This is a genomic window from Paenibacillus sp. OK060 (genome assembly GCF_900101205.1).
Lineage (GTDB): Bacteria > Bacillota > Bacilli > Paenibacillales > Paenibacillaceae > Paenibacillus > Paenibacillus marchantiae.
Map to the genome: position 1 here is coordinate 159,852 of NZ_FNFR01000006.1, position 23,624 is coordinate 183,475.

At 48.9% G+C, this 23,624-nt stretch carries 18 protein-coding genes; 2 read left to right on the forward strand and 16 right to left on the reverse strand.

Translation table 11 applies throughout. The features are described 5' to 3' along the window. Positions 1–156: 156 nt before the first annotated feature. The 16 genes from BLS14_RS22265 to BLS14_RS22340 all read right to left on the reverse strand — a co-directional run bounded on the left by BLS14_RS22265 (position 157) and on the right by BLS14_RS22340 (position 19,918). Entirely contained in the window at positions 157–1,119 is a 963-nt protein-coding gene (locus BLS14_RS22265) for an ABC transporter ATP-binding protein (protein WP_090953997.1), read from the reverse strand. Beyond that, entirely contained in the window at positions 1,116–2,093 is a 978-nt protein-coding gene (locus BLS14_RS22270; RefSeq protein ID WP_072734891.1) for an ABC transporter ATP-binding protein, read from the reverse strand. The genes BLS14_RS22265 and BLS14_RS22270 overlap by 4 nt, the downstream gene beginning before the upstream one ends. A gap of 60 nt (positions 2,094–2,153) precedes the next feature. After that, positions 2,154–3,491, reverse strand: coding sequence for a M20 family metallopeptidase (locus tag BLS14_RS22275; protein ID WP_256336634.1), 1,338 nt, complete (start codon positions 3,489–3,491; stop codon positions 2,154–2,156). 95 nt (positions 3,492–3,586) lie between these two features. Then, a complete protein-coding gene (locus BLS14_RS22280; RefSeq protein ID WP_090953999.1) occupies positions 3,587–5,170 on the reverse strand; it encodes an ABC transporter substrate-binding protein in 1,584 nt (527 codons plus the stop codon). 261 nt (positions 5,171–5,431) lie between these two features. Then, a complete protein-coding gene (locus tag BLS14_RS22285) occupies positions 5,432–6,307 on the reverse strand; it encodes an ABC transporter permease (protein ID WP_063568004.1) in 876 nt (291 codons plus the stop codon). 51 nt (positions 6,308–6,358) lie between these two features. Further along, complete coding sequence (locus tag BLS14_RS22290) at positions 6,359–7,369, reverse strand: ABC transporter permease (RefSeq protein WP_170867904.1); 1,011 nt, start codon at positions 7,367–7,369, stop codon at positions 6,359–6,361. Between the two features lie 312 nt (positions 7,370–7,681). Beyond that, positions 7,682–9,214, reverse strand: coding sequence for a PucR family transcriptional regulator (locus tag BLS14_RS22295; RefSeq protein ID WP_083584805.1), 1,533 nt, complete (start codon positions 9,212–9,214; stop codon positions 7,682–7,684). Between the two features lie 395 nt (positions 9,215–9,609). After that, a complete protein-coding gene (locus BLS14_RS22300; RefSeq protein ID WP_090954001.1) occupies positions 9,610–10,242 on the reverse strand; it encodes an aspartate/glutamate racemase family protein in 633 nt (210 codons plus the stop codon). A gap of 228 nt (positions 10,243–10,470) precedes the next feature. Further along, positions 10,471–11,421 carry an aminopeptidase gene (locus tag BLS14_RS22305; protein ID WP_063567989.1) on the reverse strand — a complete coding sequence of 317 codons (951 nt, stop codon included), beginning with the start codon at positions 11,419–11,421 and terminating at the stop codon, positions 10,471–10,473. Between the two features lie 19 nt (positions 11,422–11,440). Then, the gene (locus BLS14_RS22310; RefSeq protein ID WP_090954003.1) at positions 11,441–12,112 is read right to left on the reverse strand and encodes an AroM family protein; all 672 of its coding nucleotides are present in this window, start codon (positions 12,110–12,112) and stop codon (positions 11,441–11,443) included. Positions 12,113–12,208: 96 nt separating this feature from the next. Continuing rightward, a complete protein-coding gene (locus BLS14_RS22315; protein WP_072734897.1) occupies positions 12,209–13,159 on the reverse strand; it encodes a DUF1177 domain-containing protein in 951 nt (316 codons plus the stop codon). 240 nt (positions 13,160–13,399) lie between these two features. Then, on the reverse strand, positions 13,400–15,406 hold the full coding sequence (locus BLS14_RS22320) for an alpha/beta fold hydrolase (RefSeq protein WP_090954005.1): 2,007 nt from the start codon (positions 15,404–15,406) through the stop codon (positions 13,400–13,402). 77 nt (positions 15,407–15,483) lie between these two features. Beyond that, a complete protein-coding gene (locus BLS14_RS22325; protein ID WP_072734898.1) occupies positions 15,484–16,104 on the reverse strand; it encodes a TetR/AcrR family transcriptional regulator in 621 nt (206 codons plus the stop codon). 407 nt (positions 16,105–16,511) lie between these two features. Then, positions 16,512–17,810 (reverse strand): ABC transporter substrate-binding protein, encoded by a 1,299-nt coding sequence (locus BLS14_RS22330; protein ID WP_063567993.1) that lies wholly within the window; start codon positions 17,808–17,810, stop codon positions 16,512–16,514. Between the two features lie 389 nt (positions 17,811–18,199). Continuing rightward, positions 18,200–19,036 carry a carbohydrate ABC transporter permease gene (locus BLS14_RS22335; RefSeq protein WP_053779743.1) on the reverse strand — a complete coding sequence of 279 codons (837 nt, stop codon included), beginning with the start codon at positions 19,034–19,036 and terminating at the stop codon, positions 18,200–18,202. After that, positions 19,037–19,918, reverse strand: a complete 882-nt coding sequence (locus BLS14_RS22340) for a carbohydrate ABC transporter permease (RefSeq protein WP_063567994.1) — start codon at positions 19,916–19,918, stop codon at positions 19,037–19,039. A 143-nt stretch (positions 19,919–20,061) separates the two neighbouring features. Here BLS14_RS22340 and BLS14_RS22345 point away from each other — a divergent pair, with 143 nt between their 5' ends. Together BLS14_RS22345 and BLS14_RS22350 are read left to right on the forward strand one after the other, a co-directional pair. Next, positions 20,062–21,888, forward strand: a complete 1,827-nt coding sequence (locus BLS14_RS22345) for a cache domain-containing sensor histidine kinase (protein WP_090810253.1) — start codon at positions 20,062–20,064, stop codon at positions 21,886–21,888. Between the two features lie 5 nt (positions 21,889–21,893). Further along, complete coding sequence (locus tag BLS14_RS22350; protein ID WP_090954007.1) at positions 21,894–23,525, forward strand: response regulator; 1,632 nt, start codon at positions 21,894–21,896, stop codon at positions 23,523–23,525. Positions 23,526–23,624: the final 99 nt, after the last annotated feature.

Genomic DNA, 23,624 nt, shown 5'->3' on the forward strand with positions numbered 1-23,624 from the left:
AAGGGAGAAAAATTTTTACCCATTTCTTAATATGTAGATGCTATCGTCAGAAATAATGGCAGAAGAGAAGATAAAAAAAGAAAAACGCAAACAGAACCCAAGTAAACTGGAGTTTGTTTGCATTTTCTGATCGTATTTTCAGTTCAAATAATCACTCTAATACAAATGACATGCCACCTGACGTCCTGGTGAAATCTCCCGCAGCTCCGGAATAACGGAGCGGCATTCGTCCTTCACATACGGACAACGAGTATGAAACGTGCAGCCGGACGGTGGATTTTCCGGATTGGGCACATCGCCACCCAGGACGATCCGTTCCTTTTGTACATTCGGATCAGGAACCGGAACAGCGGACATCAATGCTTTGGTATATGGATGCAGCGCCTCGGTGAACAGTTCGGAGGTGGGGGCAAGCTCGACCACTTTGCCCAGATACATGACAGCCACACGATCACTGATGAACTTAACAACGGACAGGTCATGAGAGATGAACATATACGTCAGTCCGAATTGTTCCTGTAGATCCTGCATCAGATTCAGCACCTGTGCCTGAATCGACACATCCAGCGCTGACACGGGCTCGTCACACACAATGAACTTGGGATTCAAAGCGAGAGCACGGGCAATCCCGATCCGTTGCCGTTGTCCACCCGAGAACTCGTGCGGAAAGCGATGTGCCTGATAGGGGGATAATCCAACCACTTCCATCAGTTCTTCGATTCGGCTTTTCAACTCGTTTTTTTTCAGATTATGGTGGGTGAGCAGCGGCTCCTCCAGTGTGCGCTGTACCGTCCAGCGCGGATCCAGTGAAGCGTATGGGTCCTGGAACACCATCTGCATATCCGTACGGAAACGGCGCAGCTCTTCTGGCGGAAGCTTCCGTACATCCATGCCTTCGAAGAACACCTCACCATCCGTCGGCTCAATCAGACGCAGGATGGCACGCCCCGTGGTGGATTTTCCGCAACCGGACTCTCCAACCACGGCGAGTGTTTCCCCGCGCTCCACAGACAGCGTTACACCATCGACGGCTTTGACGGCACCGACCTGTTTGGAGAACAGGCCCTTGCGGATAGGGTAATGCTTCTTGAGGTTTCTGACTTCCAATATCGCACTCATATAATCCCCTCCTGTTGCAGCAGACAGCGACAGCTATGACTTGGTGCTGTCTCCAGTAATTCAGGTTGTATTGTCTCGCACCGTGCTTCCTTCACCGGACAACGAGGAGCAAAGCGACAGCCGGACGGCATATGGGCGGGATTCGGTACCTGACCTGGAATGGATTGAAGACGATCCTGATCCCCCGCAAGCTGCGGCAGCGAAGCCAAGAGACCGCGAGTATATGGATGCTTGGGATCGGCAAAAAGGGTTTTGACATCCGTCTCTTCCACCACTTGCCCGGCATACATCACCATGACGCGATCACACATCTCAGCTACAACACCGAGATCATGAGTGATCATCATGATTGCCATATTTTCCGTCCGCTGGAGGTCACGCATCAAGTCCAGAATCTGCGCCTGGATGGTCACATCTAGGGCTGTTGTTGGTTCATCTGCGATGAGCAGCTGCGGGCTGCATACCATCGCCATGGCGATCATCACCCGTTGGCGCATGCCACCTGAGAGCTGGTGCGGGTATTGTTCTGCAATTTTGTCAGGACGGGGAATGCCGACTTTGCGAAGCATATCAACCGACCGTGCCCAAGCCTCTTTTTTGCCCAGCTTCAGATGGTATCGTGCCGCTTCCGAGATTTGTTTGCCGATTTTGAATACCGGATTGAGTGAGGTCATCGGCTCCTGAAAAATCATAGCCATTCGGTTACCCCGAATTCGGCGAATTTCACGCCCGGACAGCTTAAGCATGTCTTTCCCCTGGAAACGGACTTCCCCTGACGCCACGCGGCCGATCTTTTTGGGGAGCAGCTGCATGATCGATAACGATGTAATACTTTTCCCGCATCCCGATTCTCCGACAATACCCAGCGTTTCACCCTGCCGTATGGAAAGACTGATCCCGTCCACGGCGCGTATCACACCTGCATCCGTAATGAACTCTGTCCGCAAATCCGAAACTTCGAGCAGTTCAGTCATGTTGTTCCCCTCCCATGCCATTACGTTCTGAACCTTTAACTTTGCTCCTTTTAAAAAGAATTAGCGCTTGGACGTCGTGGCTTCTTCGGAAGCCGCACCATTCAAATTCTTCAATGACGTCTCATCTTCCATACCTTCCACGCCTAAATATTTAAGCGCGCTCAGCGCGTACACTTTGGCGCACTGGATAATCTGCCATACGGGTGCTTTTTCATTAAAATTATGAATCGTGGACAGCTCTGCCGGACCATATTGCAATACCGGAATCTGATGATTACGGAAGTGGCGTGCATCGCTGGATGCCCATTGCAGCACACCGTACGCCTCTTCGCCGCTCACTTCACTGATGCTCTCCACCAATTGGCTCACTATTGGCTCATGTGCTGGAGTCCAGTTGGCGTTGCCCTGGAAGCCAAACGGCTTCAGCTCCGATTCTATTCCTGCTTCAAGCAGAAGCGAGCGAGCACGGTCCAATACATCGCGGTAATCCACACCAAATGGAACGCGGGAGTCCACCTGAACTGTGCAGCGATCCGCTACCACATTCACCTTGGTTCCACCCTGAATTGAACCGATATTCACCGTTACATGGTCGAACACCTGATAGGCCAGACCTGCCTTCTCCCGATCACGCGCATATTCCTGCGAGATGCGGATAATATCCTTCACCTCTTCAGGGATGTCTGGCTTGATGTCCCATAGACGCTGCAATGCTTCAATGCCTTTGGCTGCCTTCACAATCGCATTATCGCCTACAATGGGTTGAAGACTGCCATGACCCGGTGTACCTTCCACCGTAAACTCAAACCAGCAGCTCCCCTTTTGTCCAATGGTTGGATGCTGCGGGCTGGATGGCTCTGCAATTACCGCGGCAGTTCCGGTTGCAAGTCCACGCTCCAGAACCCATGGTACCCCCAGGTCACCGCCTGTTTCTTCATCCGGAACAATCATTAGCGACAGATCTCCGCGCAAAGGCACATTCAACTTTGCCAGAATAACCGTCGCAAAGATTAAGCCGGCAAGCCCACCTTTCATGTCGGATGCCCCGCGTCCAAGCATATATCCGTCCTTGATTTCACCGCAGAACGGATCAAAATCCCAACGAGAAAGATCCCCGGCTGGCACAACATCCGTATGACCACAGAAAATCAGATGTTTGTCTGACTTGTCTGCCCCTTCTCCGTTCAACGTCGAGATCAGGTTAAACATCGTTTCGTTTGCCGCATGTACTTTGGTGTCAATTCCGGCCTGATGCAAATATTCGATAATAAAAGCACTAATCTCACGCGAATCCCCTGGAGGGTTCTCCGTCGGAAAACGAATCAGTTGTGAACAGAGCTCCAGTAATTCATCCTGACCTTCCTCGATTGCATCAAGTACCTTCCTTTTCCAATCCATCCCGTTCAGGCTCCTTTCAATAATGGCTGCATTATGATCAGTACGAATCGTCAGAAGACAGGCATGACTGCCTGTCCCCCAAATCGTCCGTTCGTTTACTGCTCTTTGCTAAGTGGGTAGAAACGCAGAACCTCATCCGGGTAATACACGTATCCGCTGACCTTGTTATTCATGCCGACAACCCGGTTGTATTCATATAGATACGCCCATGGCGCTTCTGTCGTAATAATCTCCTGTGCCTTCATGTATAGCTCGTTGCGTTTCGCCTGATCCGGTTCGGCGCCTGCTTCTTCCCACAGTTTGTTAACTTCCGCATTATTGTAATGAATGTAGTTGGAAGAGCCTTCACCGTAGAGCAGGAAGCCCAAATGGTATCCAGGATCGTTAACAAAAGAAGTCCATTTGGAAATGTAAGAGACTAAATTCCCGTCTTTTTGTTGTTCCAGGAACTGCGCACGAGCAACTTTGTTAATGTTCATTTTGACACCGATCTTGGCCAGTTCTGCTTGAATCAGAACCGCATCATACTCCCAATCGTCAAATCCGGAACCGAGTGTAAAGTCAAAGCTGAACCCTTCTGCATAACCTGCTTCTTTCAACAATTCCTTGGCTTTGTCCAGATTGTACTCGTACACATAGCCTGCATCCGTAAAGCCCGGTGTGTTGCTCGCTACAGCACTCTTCATCTCTTTGGCCTGACCATACATGACATCGTTGATCAATTGGTCATAAGGGATCGCATAGTTGATGGCTTGACGCACTTTTTCATTATCAAACGGTTTGACATTGTTGTTCATCGCGAAGAACAAAATGCGGTTACTCGCATTCGACTTGATGGCCAAATTACTGTTCTCCTGCAAAGCTGCAACATCTTTTGGAGGAATCTCGATTGCCATGTCCACGTCACTCTTGTTCAGCAGCAGAACACGGTTGGAGGCTTCCTTCGTGAATTTCAGCGTGACTTTGCTAAGTTTCGGTGCTCCCTGCCAGTAGTCGTTGTTGGCCTGGAAGACCGCTTCACTGGCCGGGTCCCATTTTTCAAGCGTGAACGGGCCTGATCCGGCAGCATTTGTTTTCAAATAATCATCACCTTTTTCCTCGACCAACTTCTGGTCCACAATGGAGAAGGTATACATGGCAATGATCTGGGTGAACATGTGGTTTGCTTTATTCAGTACGATCTCGACGGTGGAGTCGTCCTTGGCGGTCACGCTCTTGATGTCGGCCATTCCGTATAGAAAGCTGCCGGAGCTGGACTTGGATACACGGTCAAAAGAGTACACAACCGCATCCGCATTGACCGGATTTCCACTTTGGAATTTCAGACCGCTTTTGATTTTGAATGTATACATTGTATTGTCATCAGACACTTCCCAGCTCTCGGCGAGCATAGGCTGAATATCCTCCGTGTTGGCTACATCAGCACCATCCACCGTTTTGACACCATAGGTTACCAACTGGTCATAGGTTGCCAGTACCAATGTGTCCGAGGTCAGGTCATTCGCCTCCGCCGGGTCCATCGTGGTTCCACCTTCAGAGTAAGCAACCGTCAGTGTTGGCGCGGGTTTTGTTTCCTCTCCTGAGCCGGATGCCGCAGGTTGCTGGTTGGCATTACTGGCACAGCCACCAAGAACAACGGTAAGAGCAATCATTGCAGAAAACCATTTGAGCTTTTTCATGTTTAGTTTCCTCCCCTTTTTGTACCAGTCTTATGATGTGATACTGTAAAACGTTGCAGCTTTTATTAGACAAAGTAAATGCGTGGACCAGTACCTTGGAAAGCAAATTACCCATTTCCTGATACCAACCACAGCAGCATTCAATCTGCCTACTGCCGGTGATGGAACCTTGCCTGCCTTTATTTCAGGTATTCCCCGCAAGTTGGTTCCACCATCCAGCTATCTATGAATCGGTTCTATAGGGACCGATGACACTAACCCCTATTTTCCCGAACGCAACCTTGGGTCCAGTACATCACGGAAACCATCTCCGAGCAGGTTAAAGCCAAGAATGGATGTGGCTATAGCCAGTCCAGGGAATGTTACCAGCCACCATTGTCCGGAAATGATATACTCCCGACCTTCAGAGATCATGGCCCCCCATTCGGCTGTAGGCGGTTTGACGCCAAGACCGAGAAAGCTCAAACTGGATGCCGTCAAGATGGCAAAGCCCATACCAAGCGTGGCTTGTACCAACAGCGGTGCCAAAGCATTCGGCAAAATATGGCGAAACAGAATCACTCTGTCTCTGACACCAATGGCTCTGCTGGCCTCAACGTACTCCTTTTCGCGCAGGGATACGGTCTGCCCATACATCAATCTGGCAAATTCGGGAATACCTACAATCCCTACAGCAATCATGGCACTCGTCAGTCCGTTGCCGATGGAAGCCGCAATTGCCATGGAGAGTACCAGCGAGGGAAATGCAAGCAACACATCCATCACCCGCATGATGATATTGCCAGTACGTCCGCCGTAGTAAGCAGCAATTCCGCCTAGCGGAACCCCGATGACAAACGAGATGCTGACGGCAATCAAGCCTGTCCAGATGCTGATTCTGGCGCCATACAGAACACGACTCAGAATGTCACGACCATAGTTATCCGTACCAAACCAGTGACCACCTGATGGGGATTCCAGCTTCACAGCCGTATTCGTCACGTACGGATCATAAGGGGCAATCCAGGGGGCAATAGCTGCGATGACAGTCCACATGACTATAAAGGCTAGACCAATAGCAGCGAGCCGATTGCGGAGCAACAATCTCAGAAAGGTTTTGGGTTTGGGAACAACCGCTGGTGCAGGTTTGGTTCCCATGGAAGTCGGTGCGGCAGTACTCACAGCGGTACTCCTCCTTTTGCGGCGACCCTATTCATAACGGATTCGTGGATCAATCAATCCATAGACCAGATCCACCGCCAGATTTATAAAGCTGAACAGAATGGCACTTACCAGTGTGAATGCCTGAATTGGTGCATAGTCGGCAGCCAGAATCGAATCTGTAACATAACCGCCGACACCGGGCCAGGAAAAGATAGTTTCCGTGATAACCGCACCACCGAGTAATCCGCCAAACTGCAGGCCAAGAACGGTCAACGTGGGAATCAAGGCATTGATCAGGGAGTGTTTGCCAACGACCGCGGTTTCGCTCAAGCCCTTGGCTCGTGCGGTACGTACATAATCCTGTCCGATGACTTCCAGCATGCTGGACCTGGTCATACGCGCCACAATCGCCATTGTCCCTGTGCTCAGGCATATGGCCGGAAGCAGCAAATGAGCAAGACTGCTTTTGAGTGCAACCATATCTCCGGTCATAAGACTGTCTACCACGTACAATCCGGTGATATGCGTCGGTGGGTTGAGGTCTCCGCTGATGCGTCCCATTGGAGCTGGAGCCCAGCCGAGGATGGAATAGAAGATGTAAATAAACAGCAGTCCCAGCCAGAAAATCGGTACACATGCTCCAATCAGTGAGAACACCCTGGAGATGTGGTCGATAAAGGACTCTTTTCGGGTTGCAGCGATAATGCCTACCGGAATCGCAACACAGATGGCTATAATCACACTGGCTAATGTCAGCTCAATGGTTGCCGGAAAGCGGGTAGCGAAATCACTCAGTACCGTATGACCGGTATGGTAGGCGAATCCCAGATTCCCTTGAAGCAACTGTCCCACGTAACTAAAAAACTGTACAAATAATGGCTTGTCCAATCCCATGTCCATTCGGATTTTGGCAATGACATCATCCGTGGCCTGTTCGCCAGCCATGACAATGGCGGGATCTCCCGGAAGAACACGGGACAGGATGAAGGTAATCACCACAATGCCGATCAGCGCCGGAATCATCTGCAGCAGCCTTCGGAGCGTGTAAGCAAACAATCGATCAACCCCTTTAACTCTGATGTCTCACTTGCTGTTTTACGGTTCTCTGTGGACGGCCCAGTCTTGAAAACTTGTCTGATTATCCGTCTCTTCTTTGTAATTGTGCTTATTTTACCTAGAATCCGAGCGTCGAACTACGTCCCTTTTAGCTAAAAAAAAGCACAACCGTTTGTCGATTGTGCACTAATGTCTCCTATTTATGTCATGTTAAATCACACCCTAAGACATAGTTCGCTATTTTTCGACCTATATCTACCATATCATCCTTTGTTGATTTTGCTGTAGAAGAGAGTATCCGATTGGCAGGACCTACACCTCTTGTTTATCCTGCTTCATGTAGTAGTACACAAGACACAGATGACAGACAAATTGTTCACGCGGATGATTCAGGTCGAAGCCCGTAATATCCCGTATTCGCTCCAGTCGGTATTTCACGGAATTCCGGTGAATATAGAGGCGATTTGCTGTCTCGATCAAGCTGCCCCGGCTCTCCAGATAATAAAAAAACGTACGCAGCAAATCCCCACTGTGTTCATCATCATAAGCACGCAATTTCCCCAGTTTCCGCTCAAACAATGCCGCAAAACCTGGTTCATTCGCCGTTTCGCTCAACAAATGATATACCTCCACATCCTCAAACCGGGTTGTACGCCCACCCGACAAGCGGGAGGATACCAGCAGTGCATTTCTGGCCTCGCCATAGCTTTGATGCATATTCCAAAGTGGAACCTGGGTGCCTACGCCTGTCCTGAATTGTCCAAGCTTGTTAGCCGGATCTTCGAGCCATAGCCCAATCGTATCAGACCAGGATTGAACGTCATCCTTCCATGTCGTATCCCGGGACTCCGGTGTTGGCAAGAAGAGCACTGCCCTGTTGGTCCGAAACTCAATATGAGGCGCTACCCTCCGTTTTCTGGCCTCCTGACCAAGCAATTCGGTCAATAGGTCTTCATCCGGAGCAGTCTCCCCTTCCATCACAGCTACTTCCCATAAATGCTCCGGATTCATGCCAAGCTTGCGGCCTCTTGATTCGGCTTCATGTGGCAACAGCAGAGGCGGTGTCAGCAGTTCGTCAATGAAATTGCCTCGAAGACGTAATTCGGTATCTTCCGCCACCTTGTTTCTCATCAATTCCAGGGATAATACTAATCTGGCTTGCTCAATGCCGACTTGTTCCATTTCATCCAGGGAGTCCTTGTCCACCAGCAGTCGGGCAACCTTCCGCCGATCCAGATTTATCTCCCATACGAGTGGGTCCACCGCTTCTTTCCAGTCATAATCCGGCGGTGAAGACACAATCATCTGACCAGCATTGTCGATAACACCCACAGGTGCCTGAAGCAGCTCGGCGACATTGTCCCCCACCGCCTGAATTCCGCTGTTTTCAAGTACCATTGTCATCAGTGTCCGATATACTTCCTCTGACCTGCGGAGAAGTGCAGCCTGTCGATCCAGTACCAATTCCATAACAGGTTGCGTAATATCCATGTAGGGTATCTCCGGAGGAATTTCAATGATGGGCAGACCACAGTCATTACTGGCTGCAACGGCTTCTTTCGGAATTTCTTTGAGAAAACGCGCAGGCTTGATGGCCAAAGCAGCCGCCCCTGCTTCATTAAGCGTATAGATTAGTTCTCCGAGCAAGCCGGGATTATCACGAATCGAATAGGCTGTCGTCAGCATAAGCATGCCTTCTCGCAACCATCCTTGCAGATCCGGCACCTCCATAATATCCACGAACCGTACAACCCGATCCAATCCTTGGTGCCCACTAATGACTTTGGCCTTGCTGAGTATAGGAATATTCAACAGTTCTTTTAGTGTTATACCTGTCGTTTTCAAGCCTATCGACCACCCTGAGCCAGATTTGCAAATCATTTTTGCATACTGTATCTAATTTTTTTGGATAGTTTACCAGACTATCTAATCAAAAAAAACGGGAATTTCTGTGATATACGTATGATATATATTGATTCTATAAATTAAAGTAATAATAATACGTTGTTAGTAGAAGTTGATGGCATGGAAAATAAATTCATTACTTTATCGCTTCACATCAAAAAACAGAAAAAATTATGCCCATGATCCTAGCACACCTGCGCCATGCTATTCCAAGAGCCCCGATAACCTTATCCAACACAAATAACGCCGATGCAGTTATCCACACTGCATCGGCGTCAAAATCAAATTAACCCAAATATAAAATCATCCAATACCCACACTCGGCATTCCATAGATCAGATATTCAACGCAGACACGGCTGCTCCCAATGAATAGATCGGGTCAAGCGCCCGGATATGCAGTTCTTTTTCCACTTCCACGGCGAAACCCATCGTTGCAAAACCAGTACACGCAAGAACGATGGACTCGGCGCCCTTCGCCTTGAGTCTTCTGGCCGCTTCCATAGCCGCGATTCGCCCCTGAGACGTGTTGAGATCCAGCGTGGTTACCACACCTTCAGGACGCTCCATCCCGATATAAGAATCACCTAGTATTCCTCGGATCAGCAAGGGCACTTCCTCCAGGATGGTCAATACACCAACACGCGCCGCTGATGTGAGCGCAAGATGTGCAGCACATGAGCCAGCACCATAGACGGGGATGTGAACAGCGGCACGCATGTCTGCAAGAGCCGGATCGGCTGCACAACTGATACCGATAGAGGTACAGCCTTCCTGTGCCAGTTTTCGTGCCAGATCCACAATTTTGGGAATCGATTCAAGCTCTGTGGCCTGATCATATACCCCCAGCGGTTGATCGGGAATGCAGCGACTCCGAACCTGAATGCCATAACGTCCTTCAATCAATGCCCCGTGTCTGTGGATATCTTCTTCATGATGAAGTGTAATCACTCTGATAAGACCCAACATCGGCATTCCTCCCCAGGCTGTGGATATCTTGTGTATATGTTACCCACAAACTGTTGATAGTTACCCCCAATTATGTGGATATCTCTTTATATATTGTGAATATGTTGTGTATTTGTCGCTAAATCTACCGCGTAATTTACGCATTGGTCCCCACTGTGGATATATTGTGCATACGCTCTCATACCCTTTTTTTGATCCACAAGGTTATCCCTTGAATATTCTGCTCTATTATTGATCGAGCAGCTCTCCCTGACGCATAATCAACACATCATCAATGTACACATCCGGCTTCTGCACAACGGCATCAATGTGAACACCTGCTGCGACTGTGCCACCAAAGGTATTGTTACTTCCAAAAGCAACATGAATCGTACCGTAGACTTTCTCGTCCTCCAGGACAACACCTGTAATTCGAGCCTTGTCATTGGTGCCAATGCCGAACTCGCCAAGAATTCGACCATCACCTTCGCCCAGCATGGATAACAGCTTGTCTCCTTCAGCGCCAGTTGCCGTAACAAGGCGGCCCTCTCTAACCGTCAATAGAACAGGTTCACCGATCGCACCTATTCCTGCAATTGAGCCATCCACCAGGATTTCACCTTCTCCAATACCTTCAACGGGGGCGATGTAAGCTTCACCGGAAGGCAAATTGCCGGACTCACCTGGATTGAGGTACATACCTGTACTTGGCACGCCGTTACGTCCCTGAATAGAGAATGACAGCTGGTGTCCATCTTTCTCGATACGGACATTTCTCCCTGCACTCAGCATGGCAGTGACCTTATCTGTCAAAGCCTTCACTTTGGGATATTCTGCGGTAATGGCACCGTTCATGAACATATCGTCCGTCATGCCCGGCATCGTGGCTACCCGGGTTCCAGCAGCTGCCGCCTGTTTACGCGCCTGCGTATGGGTTAGTGAATAACGGGTTACGCATACCGCGACATCTGCACGCTTCATCGCTTCGGCAATCGGCGCAGGCGGCTCTTCACCGGATTTGCTCCGTTCCTTCATCACCATTAGTACCGCATCTGCTCCCAGTGCCTTGCCTGCCTCATATATGGATTCGGCCAGCTCTCTCTTGGCATCATCCGCTACGACAGCCAGTGTCTCACCACTGCGAAGTCCAAGGCATTCCACCAAAACATTTTTACTGACGTCAATTCGTTGCTGGTTCATTGGTTCGTCTCCTCCTGTGTCAGACCATTTCCGCTACTAGTTTACCCATTAGAGCATTCGACAAAATGACCGGGATTCCTGCGCTGGCATTGGCAACCCATTGCCGGTGGCGCTCATCATACCCCATGCAATCCAGTAAAATGAGTTCAACACGCCCCTTTAATGATTCCGTCGCCTGTCGAAACTCAGCCTCGCCGGCTGTATAGGGAGAAGCAGCGGCAAACGCAGGCTGGACCAGGGAGGAAAACTTCAAATCAAGCTGTCCCGCTTGCTCTGCCAAAGGTCCAATAAGCCCCAGACGGCGGCCATCGGCCATGGCCTGTACGGCTGGAGGAATAATACGATCAGGCTCAATAAGGTGCACTTTAGCTGAACGCAGACCCGGAAAGGAACCTGTGCACAGCAGCAGAATATTGGAGACACCCATGGCTTCGAATTCACGAATCTTTTGATTCAGCATCGGTCTGATTTTTTCACGGGATACGATAGCTGCACTGCCATCCTGCAGACGGGAAGTCAACACATATTCACCCGATTCCGGGGCCAGCGCAGCGATCTGAGTTGCCGACAGTCCGTCCAGCACCCCGACCTGAAGGAGTTCCGCCCGCCCCTCCAGGTACTTTTCTAAGACAGGCGCAACATCGGTTCGTGGAGCTTGTCCAATCGTAATCATGCCTAGCTGCTTGGTCATGTTATAGCCTCCTACATATCAGATCGGCTGTAGAAGCCACGTATGTCCACAGCATTATTTTTAACTGCCGCTTCAACCGTGACCTTCTCGACTAAACTATGCAGACGGAGCTGCCTGGATTCCTGGTGTCTGAAGTACTTTCATTGATCCATACAGACGAGTAATCAGGTTATATTCCTCCACATTGTAGAAAGAACAGGTGCCATTCGTGAATTCCTTGGCTGTCTCCACGACCAAACGAACTGCGCTTGCAATGTCAACCTCATGGCTCGCTCCTGTGCCGCATCCCGGAACTGCGGATTGAGCGGTTACGGCCACGCCTACAACAGGTGCATGTGTAGCCACAGCTGGCTGTAAAATGGAATTGATATGGTATAAGTCATTGCCATATGGCGTAATATCCTGCGTCGTAATCGGGAAGGTCACAGGCAGCTGCCCTGTGGTCATCTCCATAATTCGGAGCAAATCATCGCTCACCCGTAAAATATATCCCTCTTTCACCGTGGGCGAAATGGCGATGCCTTTATGGTTAATCACCCGGTTTCCTTTGGTTGTATCAATGGACAAAATAGCTTCCATCTCTGGCAGAACCTCATGTTCGTTCATCTGCAAAATGTCGACCGGAGAGTCCATAAAATCCACCGGTTCATGCGGAAGAGTCGGGGCATCCGGACAGATATGCGTAGTCACAATGACATCACCTTTGAGCGAATCACCCTTGGTCTGCATATCGGCGAGTTTCAGTCCTGCTGCTACAGCAGCGACGGCGCCATCTGCATCCGAAACGAGTCCAATGCGTGTTGGACGGGCGCCGATTCCACCCAGTCGTCCGACAATCCCCATGGTCGGGGCCTGCCCTCCTGACAACTTGCCGTTTGTACCAGGGATGATGATTTTAACAAAATCCGTACTTCCCTTTTCCCCTTGTACGGTCAGCACTTCAACTGAAACCTGTGGATATTGAACAAATAGTTGCTTTACACTTTCACCATTTACATAAGCGCTGTCCAGCGCGTCCAGTGCCAATAACGTTTTTTGAAGTGGCATCGTACACATCCTCCTCTTAGCTGTTGATCTTGAAATCAAGTCTATCGCAGTTCAGAAGAGGGTCACAATGTACTGCCTTGCCAAAATGAGCATCGTTTTATTGTGCGACAAGTATAAATGGGAGTGAAAATAACGTTTTCATTCCGTTTATCTAACTGTATGTGTAATATAATTTAACATTTTATTATCGAGCTACCTGAATATTTTGTAATTTAGGGAATGCACACTTCATTTCTTCGCTTACCGTCTCTTCATTTGCCATTTCACAAGCAGTGAAGCTGTTTCTTCCACATGAAACAGGGGAAAGTGATGCCCATAGGGAAGTTCCACACGTTGAACGGATGAATGGATATTTTCGGGGCGCGTGTATCCCTTATCGTTCGTCCCCCAAACCATGAGTGTGCGCTGCGCATCTGCACTTGTCTGTGACACTTTATCATTTGGATGGGACTGTATCCAGTGGAGCAAATCAGCATTCGCTCCTGCGATGCGAGGAGACTTCATACCAGAAGAAGATCTCCTCGCATAACCTTCCAGCACGGTTGGATTGATCCCCGCAGCCTCTGCTCTTTTTAACTGCCCAGCCAATTGCTGTGGAGACATCCGAGATAACAGTCCTTGCAGCATTCTTCTCGGGAGTCTTGATATTAGGCGCTGCATACCATCTTTCGAGGCTCCCCATACGGGCTGCAGCATGGCAAGCTGGATATTTTCACGTCCACTCTCCTGCATCACCGCCGCGGCTATGGCTGCCCCAACAGAATGTCCTACCAGTTTGACCGGACCTTGTATCTCATCCAGCACACTTCGCACCCCTTCGACCTGCCCTTTGAAGGCCGTCCCTCTTACCTTGTTCCGATGAACCGGAGAACGCCCAAATCCGGCAAGATCGACAAGCCATATCGGGTTTCCCGTCATACTCCATACCGCATCTCCCAGCGGGATCATATCGTCAGCACTGCTCATCAAACCATGAACAATCACCCAAGGCTCCCCCTTGCCCTCATGGACCAGCACCGCAAGACTTCCCTTACGTGTTCGAGTCCAACCCTGAGGTAAATCCTCCTGTGCAGGATAGCTGAAACGATAATCCAAATCAGCTGTTACGTAAGGTAATAACTCACTAACTTCAGGCAATTTTAGTCCCATTCGCTGAAACAACCCTTCCGTTTGCTGCACTTCAAACTCCTGTTTGGTAATAAACGCGATTGATTCGGGCGGTATTCCGCTAATCTTTGTGCCACCAGCCTTCATCGCTGCATGGATCATGGGCAGGGGTACTGACCATCGAGGTGCAGATACATCCAACTCCGCCGCTAGTAACCGAATCATTTCCTTCATATCCGGACTGTCCGCTTTTCTGGACAACAGGGGATATGTGCCGCAGGATGGATTGCTGTCCTGAGTCAGGAAAACAAGGGTCTGTGCAACCACGTCATTGGATACGAGGGGCAACCAGTGCTGTAGACCACCGGGAATCACCGGCATTCTACGCCTTCTCATCGCCTGTATCATCATGCCAATTCCGCCCGTTTGTTCGGTTGCTCCAGTGGGATATGGACCCACGATTGTACTCGGGTTTACAACAGATAAGACATACGAATATTGTTCTGCATGCTGTCGAATATAACGATCGGCTTCGAATTTCATATGTTCATAAGCACTTTCCGAATGGAAGGCTTTGCTAATCAATGACTTCTGCCCGCTCGACTTATCCCCAACATCTTCATTCGTTGAAGATATGGGCGGAGAATCCTTCCTTCCATAGGGACTCATAAAACCAACCACGTGGATAAAGTGCCTCAATCCGTGTGTACGCTGGATTTCTTCGGCCAGTTCGGCCATGCCTCTTGCTCCATTCATAAAAATCTGTTCTGCCACCTTCGGTGGCAATGTGACATCCATCGTCCCACCTGCATGAATTATGATATTGGCCTGATGAGCACGCTCACGATCAGCTTCGGTCAGACCGAGGCCTGGAGCTGACAAATCCCCCTGAATATACGTTATTCGGCTGAAATCCGTTACTCCATATGCATTCAGAACCATCCTCGCTTTGGATTCAGAGCGTACAAGCAGTAATAACTGCGCTTCACTGTCTCCAAGTTGTTTCACTGCCTCCTTGCCTATAAATCCGGTACTGCCCGTCATCAAAATAGTCGTTGATTCAGTCGCCATGTTGTTCATAGCTGGATTGAGGTCAGTCTTACGTTCTGCATTTGATAATGATGAATTATGTATACTCATTTCTAATCTCTCTCCCTTTTACCCCTATTTATTTTAGTACTATATAGTACTAGTTGTATTCAAAAAAAGAGCTTCGTTTACCGAAGCATCTGACAAAATGTACGTGCTGATTGTTCAATAATCCCTATATCACGCGCAGTCTCCGCGAGTACAAGTGAACCCTCGAATGCAGCGATAAATAATGCAGCCGCGGGTCCCGGCTCAATCCCTTTACGAAATTCGCCACGATCCACCCCTTGCTGCAACAGCTTTTCCATCATCGGCTGCAGCTCACGGAAGAAACGGGCTATGCTTTCTTTCACTTCGGGTGCGCTGGCTGGTGTCTGCATATACAATGTAATAAACGGACAACTTCCTTTATAATCGCGCCCTTCCATGCCTGCGGACAGTAACGCCATGAACGAATAGATCCGTTCTGTAACCTCTCGTTCACGCTGACTGAGCAGCAGGTAGAGCTCCGATTCATACTGGGCAATCCAGTACTGCACCACGGCCTGGAGCAATTCCTCCTTGTTTTTGAAATGGTAATAGATATTCGATTTGGATACCCCGCTTGCCCGCACGACCTCATCCATGCTGACATAGCTGTATCCCTGACGCAAAAATAACTGAGCAGCCACTTCGACTGCCTTGGTCCGATTAACCGGATTTGAACTTTTGGATTTCACAGAACCTGAGATCGATTTTTGATTTGTCATAAATAGAACTATATAGTACTAATTAAACAAACGCAAGTTATGTAGTTAACAAAAGATCATCTTTGCCCCAATTTTCTCGAACTTGTCCACATTTAGAACATTGTACACACAGGATATCCACATATAGTATTAACTCTGTGTTAAATAGGTTATTGAGCCTCTATATATGATGAGGTTATCCACATTTCAGGAGCATTATCTCATGCTATTCTTCCGATCTGCGCTAGCGGAGTCCAAAAACTAAAAAATAGGTCAACCAGAATATAATTCTGGTTGACCTATTTAAGTTGACTACTTATTCATATCATTTGCGAATGGCTCCAATAGCCTGTGGATATTAGTATGTGGATAACCATTCAAGGATGAGACAGCACTATTTTACTTATACGGATAGCTAATCCGAGTGATTATTTTTTCAGACTATCCCAGTTTTGCTGCAATGCATCAAGCAGGGCTTTTTTGTCCGATTTACCTGCTACATAAGCCTGAATCGTACTACCGAATTCTTGTGGAACGCCTTCAGGGAAACGGTTAAAGTTCCAGCTTAATGTTTTGTTTTCCTGGCTGTACTTCATGATATCGGTTGCGAGATCACCCAGATCCTCTTCAGATGCCTGAATGGAACTGAACGCCGGGATAAACTTGAATTCTTTGGTCATATACTGTTTCCCGATGTCAGATGTCACGAGCCATTCCAGAAACTCTTTCGCTTCCGGTTTCACTTGCGAATTCTTGTTCACAACCCAGTAGTTAGGTACGCCAACAAACAATTTGTCGTTCGGTTCATTCGTAATTGGCATCGGCAGAATGCCGAGATTCAGATTAGGATCGATGCCATCAATTTGTACCTGTGTCCAGTTCCCTTGCTGCATCATCGCTGCTTCTCCAGTGGCAAACAGGGTTACCTGTGTGTTGTAGTCGGTTGTCAGCGGGTTTTTGTTGCTGTATTTCAGCGTCAAGTCGAGCAAGTTCATCCAGTCCGTGAACACCTGATTGCCAGGGATTTTCTCCGTACCTTCGTTAAGACCTTGAATAAATTTCACCGGATCTGCCTGATTCGCAAATGCCACGTTTACGTTATGATTGCCGAGTACCCACCATTCCTGATATCCATTGGAGAACGGGGTAATGCCTGCGGCTTGAAGTTTCTGTGCAGCCTGATCCAATTGTTCCAGTGTCGTTGGAATTTCAGTGATGCCTGCTTTTTGGAAGAGATCTTTGTTATAAATGAAGCCATAGCCTTCCAATGCCAGCGGCTGTCCATACAGTTTGCCGTCTTTGGTCATTGGCTCTTTGGCAACATCAAGCACATCTTTTACCCATGCTTCACCTGACAGATCTTCCAGGTATTCGAGCCATGTGTCCAGTTCACGATAACCACCAACGTTGAAGATGTCCGGTTGTTCGCCAGCAGCGAACTTGGCTTTCAATGCAGCGCCGTAGTCACTGCCGCCACCCACGGTCTGAATGTCCAACTTGATGCCTGGATGAGAGGATTCATACTCCGCTTTGAGACGGTTAAGCGCTTCCGCAATTTCGACTTTGAATTGAAAGATTTTAATGGTTTTGTCTCCTGCAGCAGCCTCTCCGCCACCTTGGCCGTCTGTTTTGACAGGACTTCCACTCTTATCTCCGTTGCCACAACCCGCAAGCATTACAGAAAAAGCAATCAGCATAAGCAACGTCAACTTGGTCATTCTTTTCATACATACACTCTCCCTATAGTAGTTTCAGTATAACAGCTTCGTTGCATTTTTTAGCCACCAGGATGCAGGGGGCGATTGATTTACAACCGTTACCGAATCGGTGCTTCCCCTTTGCATGCCTCAATTATTCACCTCATAAGATGCGGTGAGTTCGTTAAAACTTTGACCATCTTTTTATCATTTCCCCTCAGGAGTCAGGCCCATGCTTAGCGGGCATGACTCCCTTGCACACCTCCGTGCGAGGTCGGAGCGGAGGGATCATGATGCGCTGGAGGAGCGGAGCGTTCGCCTTTGATACTCGGTGGCTTCTTTACCTGAATTCATTCAGGCCACCGAGGAGCAACAGCGACCGTAAGCGCACATGATCACGGAGCGGTCCGCCCTCGCACTTACCCTTTAACGGATCCAGCAGTAATCCCCTGAATGATGTATTTCTGCATCAGCAGGAAGAAGATGATAATTGGCATGATACCAAGCACCAGTGCAGGCAGGGCAAGATCCCATTGCTTCGTATATTGTCCGAAGAGCGCAAAGGTCGCAATCGGAATTGTACGCAAATTGGAGCTTTGCAGAATCAGGGATGGCAGCAGATAGTCATTCCAGATCCAGAGTGTATTCAGGATGATGACGGTTACATACATCGGCTTCATAAGCGGGAATACAATCCGGAAGAACACGCCGTAGGCGGAGCTTCCATCCACCCGAGCTGCCTCTTCAATTTCGAGTGGAACCGATTTGACGAATCCGTGGAACAGGAAGATGGACATCGGTGCGCCAAAACCGAGATAACAGATGATGAGTCCGAAGAGGCTGTCGATCAGTCCAAGATTACTGGTTACGGTAACGAGTGGAATCATGATAGACTGAAACGGAATCACCATAGCGGCAATGAACATGCCGAACAAAATCCGGTTGAAGCGTGTATCGCTGCGTACCATTCGGTAGGCCGCCATGGAGCTGATCAACACCAGCAGCAGATTGCTGACTACAGTGACGATGAGCGAGTTCATCAGCGCTGATGGGAACTTGATTTTCTCCCAGGCGTTCGCATAGTTGCCCCATTGGAATACCTCTGGCCATGCTGCCGAATTGGTAAGCAGGTCACCAAATGTTTTGACCGAATTGACAAACAGGAAGTAAAACGGAACCAGGAACAATAATCCAATGAGCACCATAACAATCTCGGTTACAATGGTACTGAAGCGGTAATTTTTTGACGTTTCCATTTATGCCTCCACCTCCTTGCTCTTCGTCACACGCACCTGAATCATGGTGATAATGGCAACGATTACGAAGAACACAAGTGCTTTGGCTGTACCGATGCCGTACCGATTATTCACAAAAGCCTCATTGTAAATATTCAGAGCTACCGATTCTGTTGATCCAAACGGTCCGCCTTTGGTCAGCGACAGATTGAGATCGAACATTTTGAATGACCAGGAGATGGCAAGGAACAGACAGATTGTGACTCCCGGCATAATGAGCGGGAAAATAATGCTGCGCAGTACCTGCCAGCGGCTGGCACCATCAATTTCGGCAGCTTCCAGCAGATCAGGTGATACGTTGGTCAAGGACGAGATGTAGATGACCATCAGATACCCTGCGGTCTGCCAAACAAATACAATGACGATACCCCAGAAGGCCGTTGGCTCGTCTCCTAACCAAGGGAGGTTGAAGAAGGACCAACCTGTTACGTCGCCTACTGCTGAAAACCCTTTCACAAATATGAACTGCCAGATAAAGCCGAGCAACAATCCACCGATCACGTTAGGCATAAAAAAGATCGTGCGCAGAAAGTTTCTCGTCTTGAGCGGCTTGGTCAGGAAATACGCCAGGAAAAAACCGATAACATTGGTCAAAATTACACCAACCACGGTGAAGCGCACCGTAAACCAAAACGCAGATAGAAACTTGGGATCATTCGCAAAAATTTGCTTGAAATTATCGAATCCTACCCAATGAATGTTCGCCGACACCCCGTTCCAGTCGGTAAAGGAATATACCATGCCAAGCAGGAAAGGGACCACGATAATGAGAATAAAAAAGACGATGGAGGGACCCACGAACACAAGCTGCTGTAACAGCTGTGAAGATTTGCGATGCTTCATATCGTTCTCCCCTTCTATAGATGGATGAAATTGGTCTCTTGTTCTATTAAACCCCATTCTCGCACAGGGAAACACCGACCCTGGTGAACAGTTGGGTGTAAAATATTGTCCTCTCTTAACCTGCAACCAGAAGGGGTGTAACGATGTCAAAATACTACAGCATTCGCACCAAGCTAATCGCTTTTATGCTCATTGCCACGACGATCCCGCTGCTGGCATCCATCAGCATGACGTTTATCCAGACTAAGACCGCCCTGCGTGAGCAGGCCGTCGCAGAGAACAAACGCCTAATCTTTCAGGCGTCCACCAATCTCAACAATTACGTGGATAACGTGGCAAGAGCTTCGCTTGCTGTGTACAACGATCCGAATTTTCTGCGAAATCTGGCGAAAATCCCCGGCGACTATCGCGCAGTTGCCGAGGTATACACCACTCTGCAGACGATACGTTCGGCTGTGCCCGATGTATTCCAGCTGTATCTGCACTCTTTTGCTGCCAATCAATCGACATTAATTGCCAATCCTTTCCCGAAGCGGGAAGAACGCAAACAGGCCTACTCCGACTCGCTTCATGGAAAATCGAACGATAAAAGCCCGGATATCTGGGTCGAATCGGCTCACCTTAGTCATTCTTACGGCTTCAAGGCAGCGTCAGCGGATGATCCTCCAAGAACAGTGATTACCCTTCACCGTGTGATCAAGGATGTACCTTCGACAGAACGATTGGGTGTGCTCGCCATCGATTTGAACATGGATACCATTGCCGAAATCTGCAGCAGACTGTATGATCCGACAAAGGAACAGATCTATGTCATCGACAATAAGAACCAGATCATTTTCGAAGGAAAGTCGGAAGTCAGCGGAACGGATGCATTACGGCAGGAAGCAGCGACTGAGCTGAATTCAGCACGTTCCGGTGAAGGGACAGTACAGACCGCTTCAGGGCATTTTGAACAAGATCATTCAATGTATGTGTATCAGCAATTAGGAAGCCAATTTGCAGACTGGACCATTGTAAAACAGATTCCGAATGAAACGCTGTACGCGAGTGCCACCACTCTAACGTGGAATAATGCCATGATCGCTATTGCTGCGCTGTTATTGGTCATTGTGGCAACCTTGTTCATCTCGATCCGGATCACCGGACCGCTCAAGCAATTAATGCGTTATATGAACCAGATTCAGGCAGGACGCCTGCATGTGGATATCCGTTTAACGAGTCGGGACGAGATTGGTGTGCTGGCCCGTCATTTCCGGGATATGATGGATACGGTGAACAACTTGATTTTGCGGGAATATCGCCTTGAAATTGCGAATAAAACGAATCAACTTAAAGCGCTGCAAGCCCAGATTCATCCCCATTTTCTGTATAATACGTTGCAATCCATCGGTACACTTGCGCTTCAACAGCAAGGACAACGGGTGTATGTGCTGCTATCTTCCCTATCCAAAATGCTGCGCTACAGCATGCGTGACCAGACCCGGGTCACTTTGAACGAAGAAGCCGAGCATGCACGACTCTATCTGGAACTGCAAAAAGAGCGGTTCGGTGACCGCCTGGAGGTTGAACTGGATTTTGCCGAAGATACCCTGCGGGCCGAAATGCCGAGGATGACCTTGCAGCCTTTAATTGAGAATTACTTCAAGCATGGAGCGGATGTTCAGCCTGGCAAAGGCAGGATACGCATATCCAGTCAGCGAACGCCTGACGATTGGATTCAGATTCGGCTGGAAAATAACGGACCGCGCATTCCGGAAGACAAGTTGTCCGAAATTCAGCGTTGGTTGCATCCGGCATCTATATCTTCCGATTCCTCACAGGAACCGGACGAAACCGAGTCAATTGGACTGCGTAATGTGATGCGCAGACTCCAACTGAACTCACCTCCGGGATACAATGCAACGCTTACGATTAGCAATCTGGAGCCGAATGGCGTGCAGATCATAGTCAAAATATACGCGGGAGAGTGAACAACATGAAAGCCTTGATTGTCGATGATGAAAAACACGTCCGCGATGCGATTAAGCTGCTTGGTCAATGGGAAGCCGCAGGAATTGATACCTTATATGAAGCGGCAGATGGTCACGAAGCGGTCGCTGCCATTACGGCTCATCAACCGCAAATTGTACTCAGCGATATGCGAATGCCTGGCAAGGATGGTATGGCTCTGCTCGAATGGATATCTGTTCATGCCCCGCACAGCAAGGTACTGGTCATCAGCGGGTATGATGATTTTGAACTGGTCAGGCATGCGATTCGATATGGAGGTACGGACTACCTGCTCAAACCAGTCGAAGCAGACGAACTGAATTCATCCTTATTTAGAGCAGTCGACGCCTGGAAAGAAGACGATGCTGTTCGTGTGCAGTCCACAAGACAATCCATGGTGGTCAATCAGATGCGTCCGCATTATCATGACAGACTGCTCACAGAGCTTGTCGTTGGACGCGGAAGCAATAACACCCAATTCCAGCGGCTGCGGGATGAATTAAATCTGCCCAAGCAGATCGACAGTTGCAGTGTGGCAGTCACCAGCCTTTCCCATCTCGATGCTCAATGCTTGGCAAAATATCGTAGTCAGCCTGATTTGCTCGTATTCTCCGTGCTGAATATCTGTGCGGAGATGTTATCCCCGCCTGCTGAAGGTGTCGTGTTCCGCCAGCTTGATCAGCCGGATGAAGTCGTTCTCCTATACTGGGGTCAATGCTCGACACTTCAAACCATTCTCGAAAAAGTGAACGATGGTCTGGAGCAGACCATTCAACGCCGTCTTCATTTTGGTATATCCAGCTGTGAGTTTTATCCTACGGGGACCTCGGGAGCCTATCAGGAAGCTAGTTTGCGGTTGTGGCGACGCAATGCCTTGCAAACGAAGCAGTGTATTCACGATGCAATGGAGTCCTCCAACGGAAACAAAGGGCTGCGGTTATCTACCTTTGAGGAGTCCTTACGGCTGGCATCTATGAGCGGGCGCGCTTCCATCGTGTCCAATGCCGTTGCAGAATGGATTGATCCCATCACCCGGCTCGATGTCATAACAGCGGAGCAGATACAGCAATGGATGGATGAAATGGAATGGATGATTGGCCGTTGGCTCGACGATGCCGCAGGCGCTCCACCGAAGGATGAAGATGAAGCGATAGAGGAACAATCCATTCCATTCGCTGAGTTACCTTTGGACCGTGACGGACTGTTATCGCTGCCCTTGCTCCGCTCCCTGCTGGAACAGCGGTTGCTCGCAGCCGGAAAAGCCCTCACTGCACATCATCATGCAACACCGGACCCAATGAGTGAGATTGCACGTTATATGGATGCTCATTATCAAGAGGACCTGTCTCTGCAGCAGATTGCTGCCCGGTTCTACTTGAGTCGCGAATATATATCTCGCAAATTCAAACAGCAGTTCGGATTGAATTGGTCGGAGTATTTGGGCAAACTGCGAATCAATAACGCCAAGCTGCTGTTACAGAACCCTTCACTACGAATTGCAAAAATCTCGGAGATGGTCGGCTATCAGGATGAGAAGTATTTCAGTAAAGTGTTCAAAAAAATGGAGGGCATCACACCGGGGGAATACCGTAAAACGTTATCTGGCGGAAATGCTTAATTGAGCCGCCGGATCTGTGGAAATTCGTTTCGTCTACTAGAACGTGCTCGATTCGTTAAACGATAAAAGGGGCATCCCGTCATGTTCATGACTCAGGGA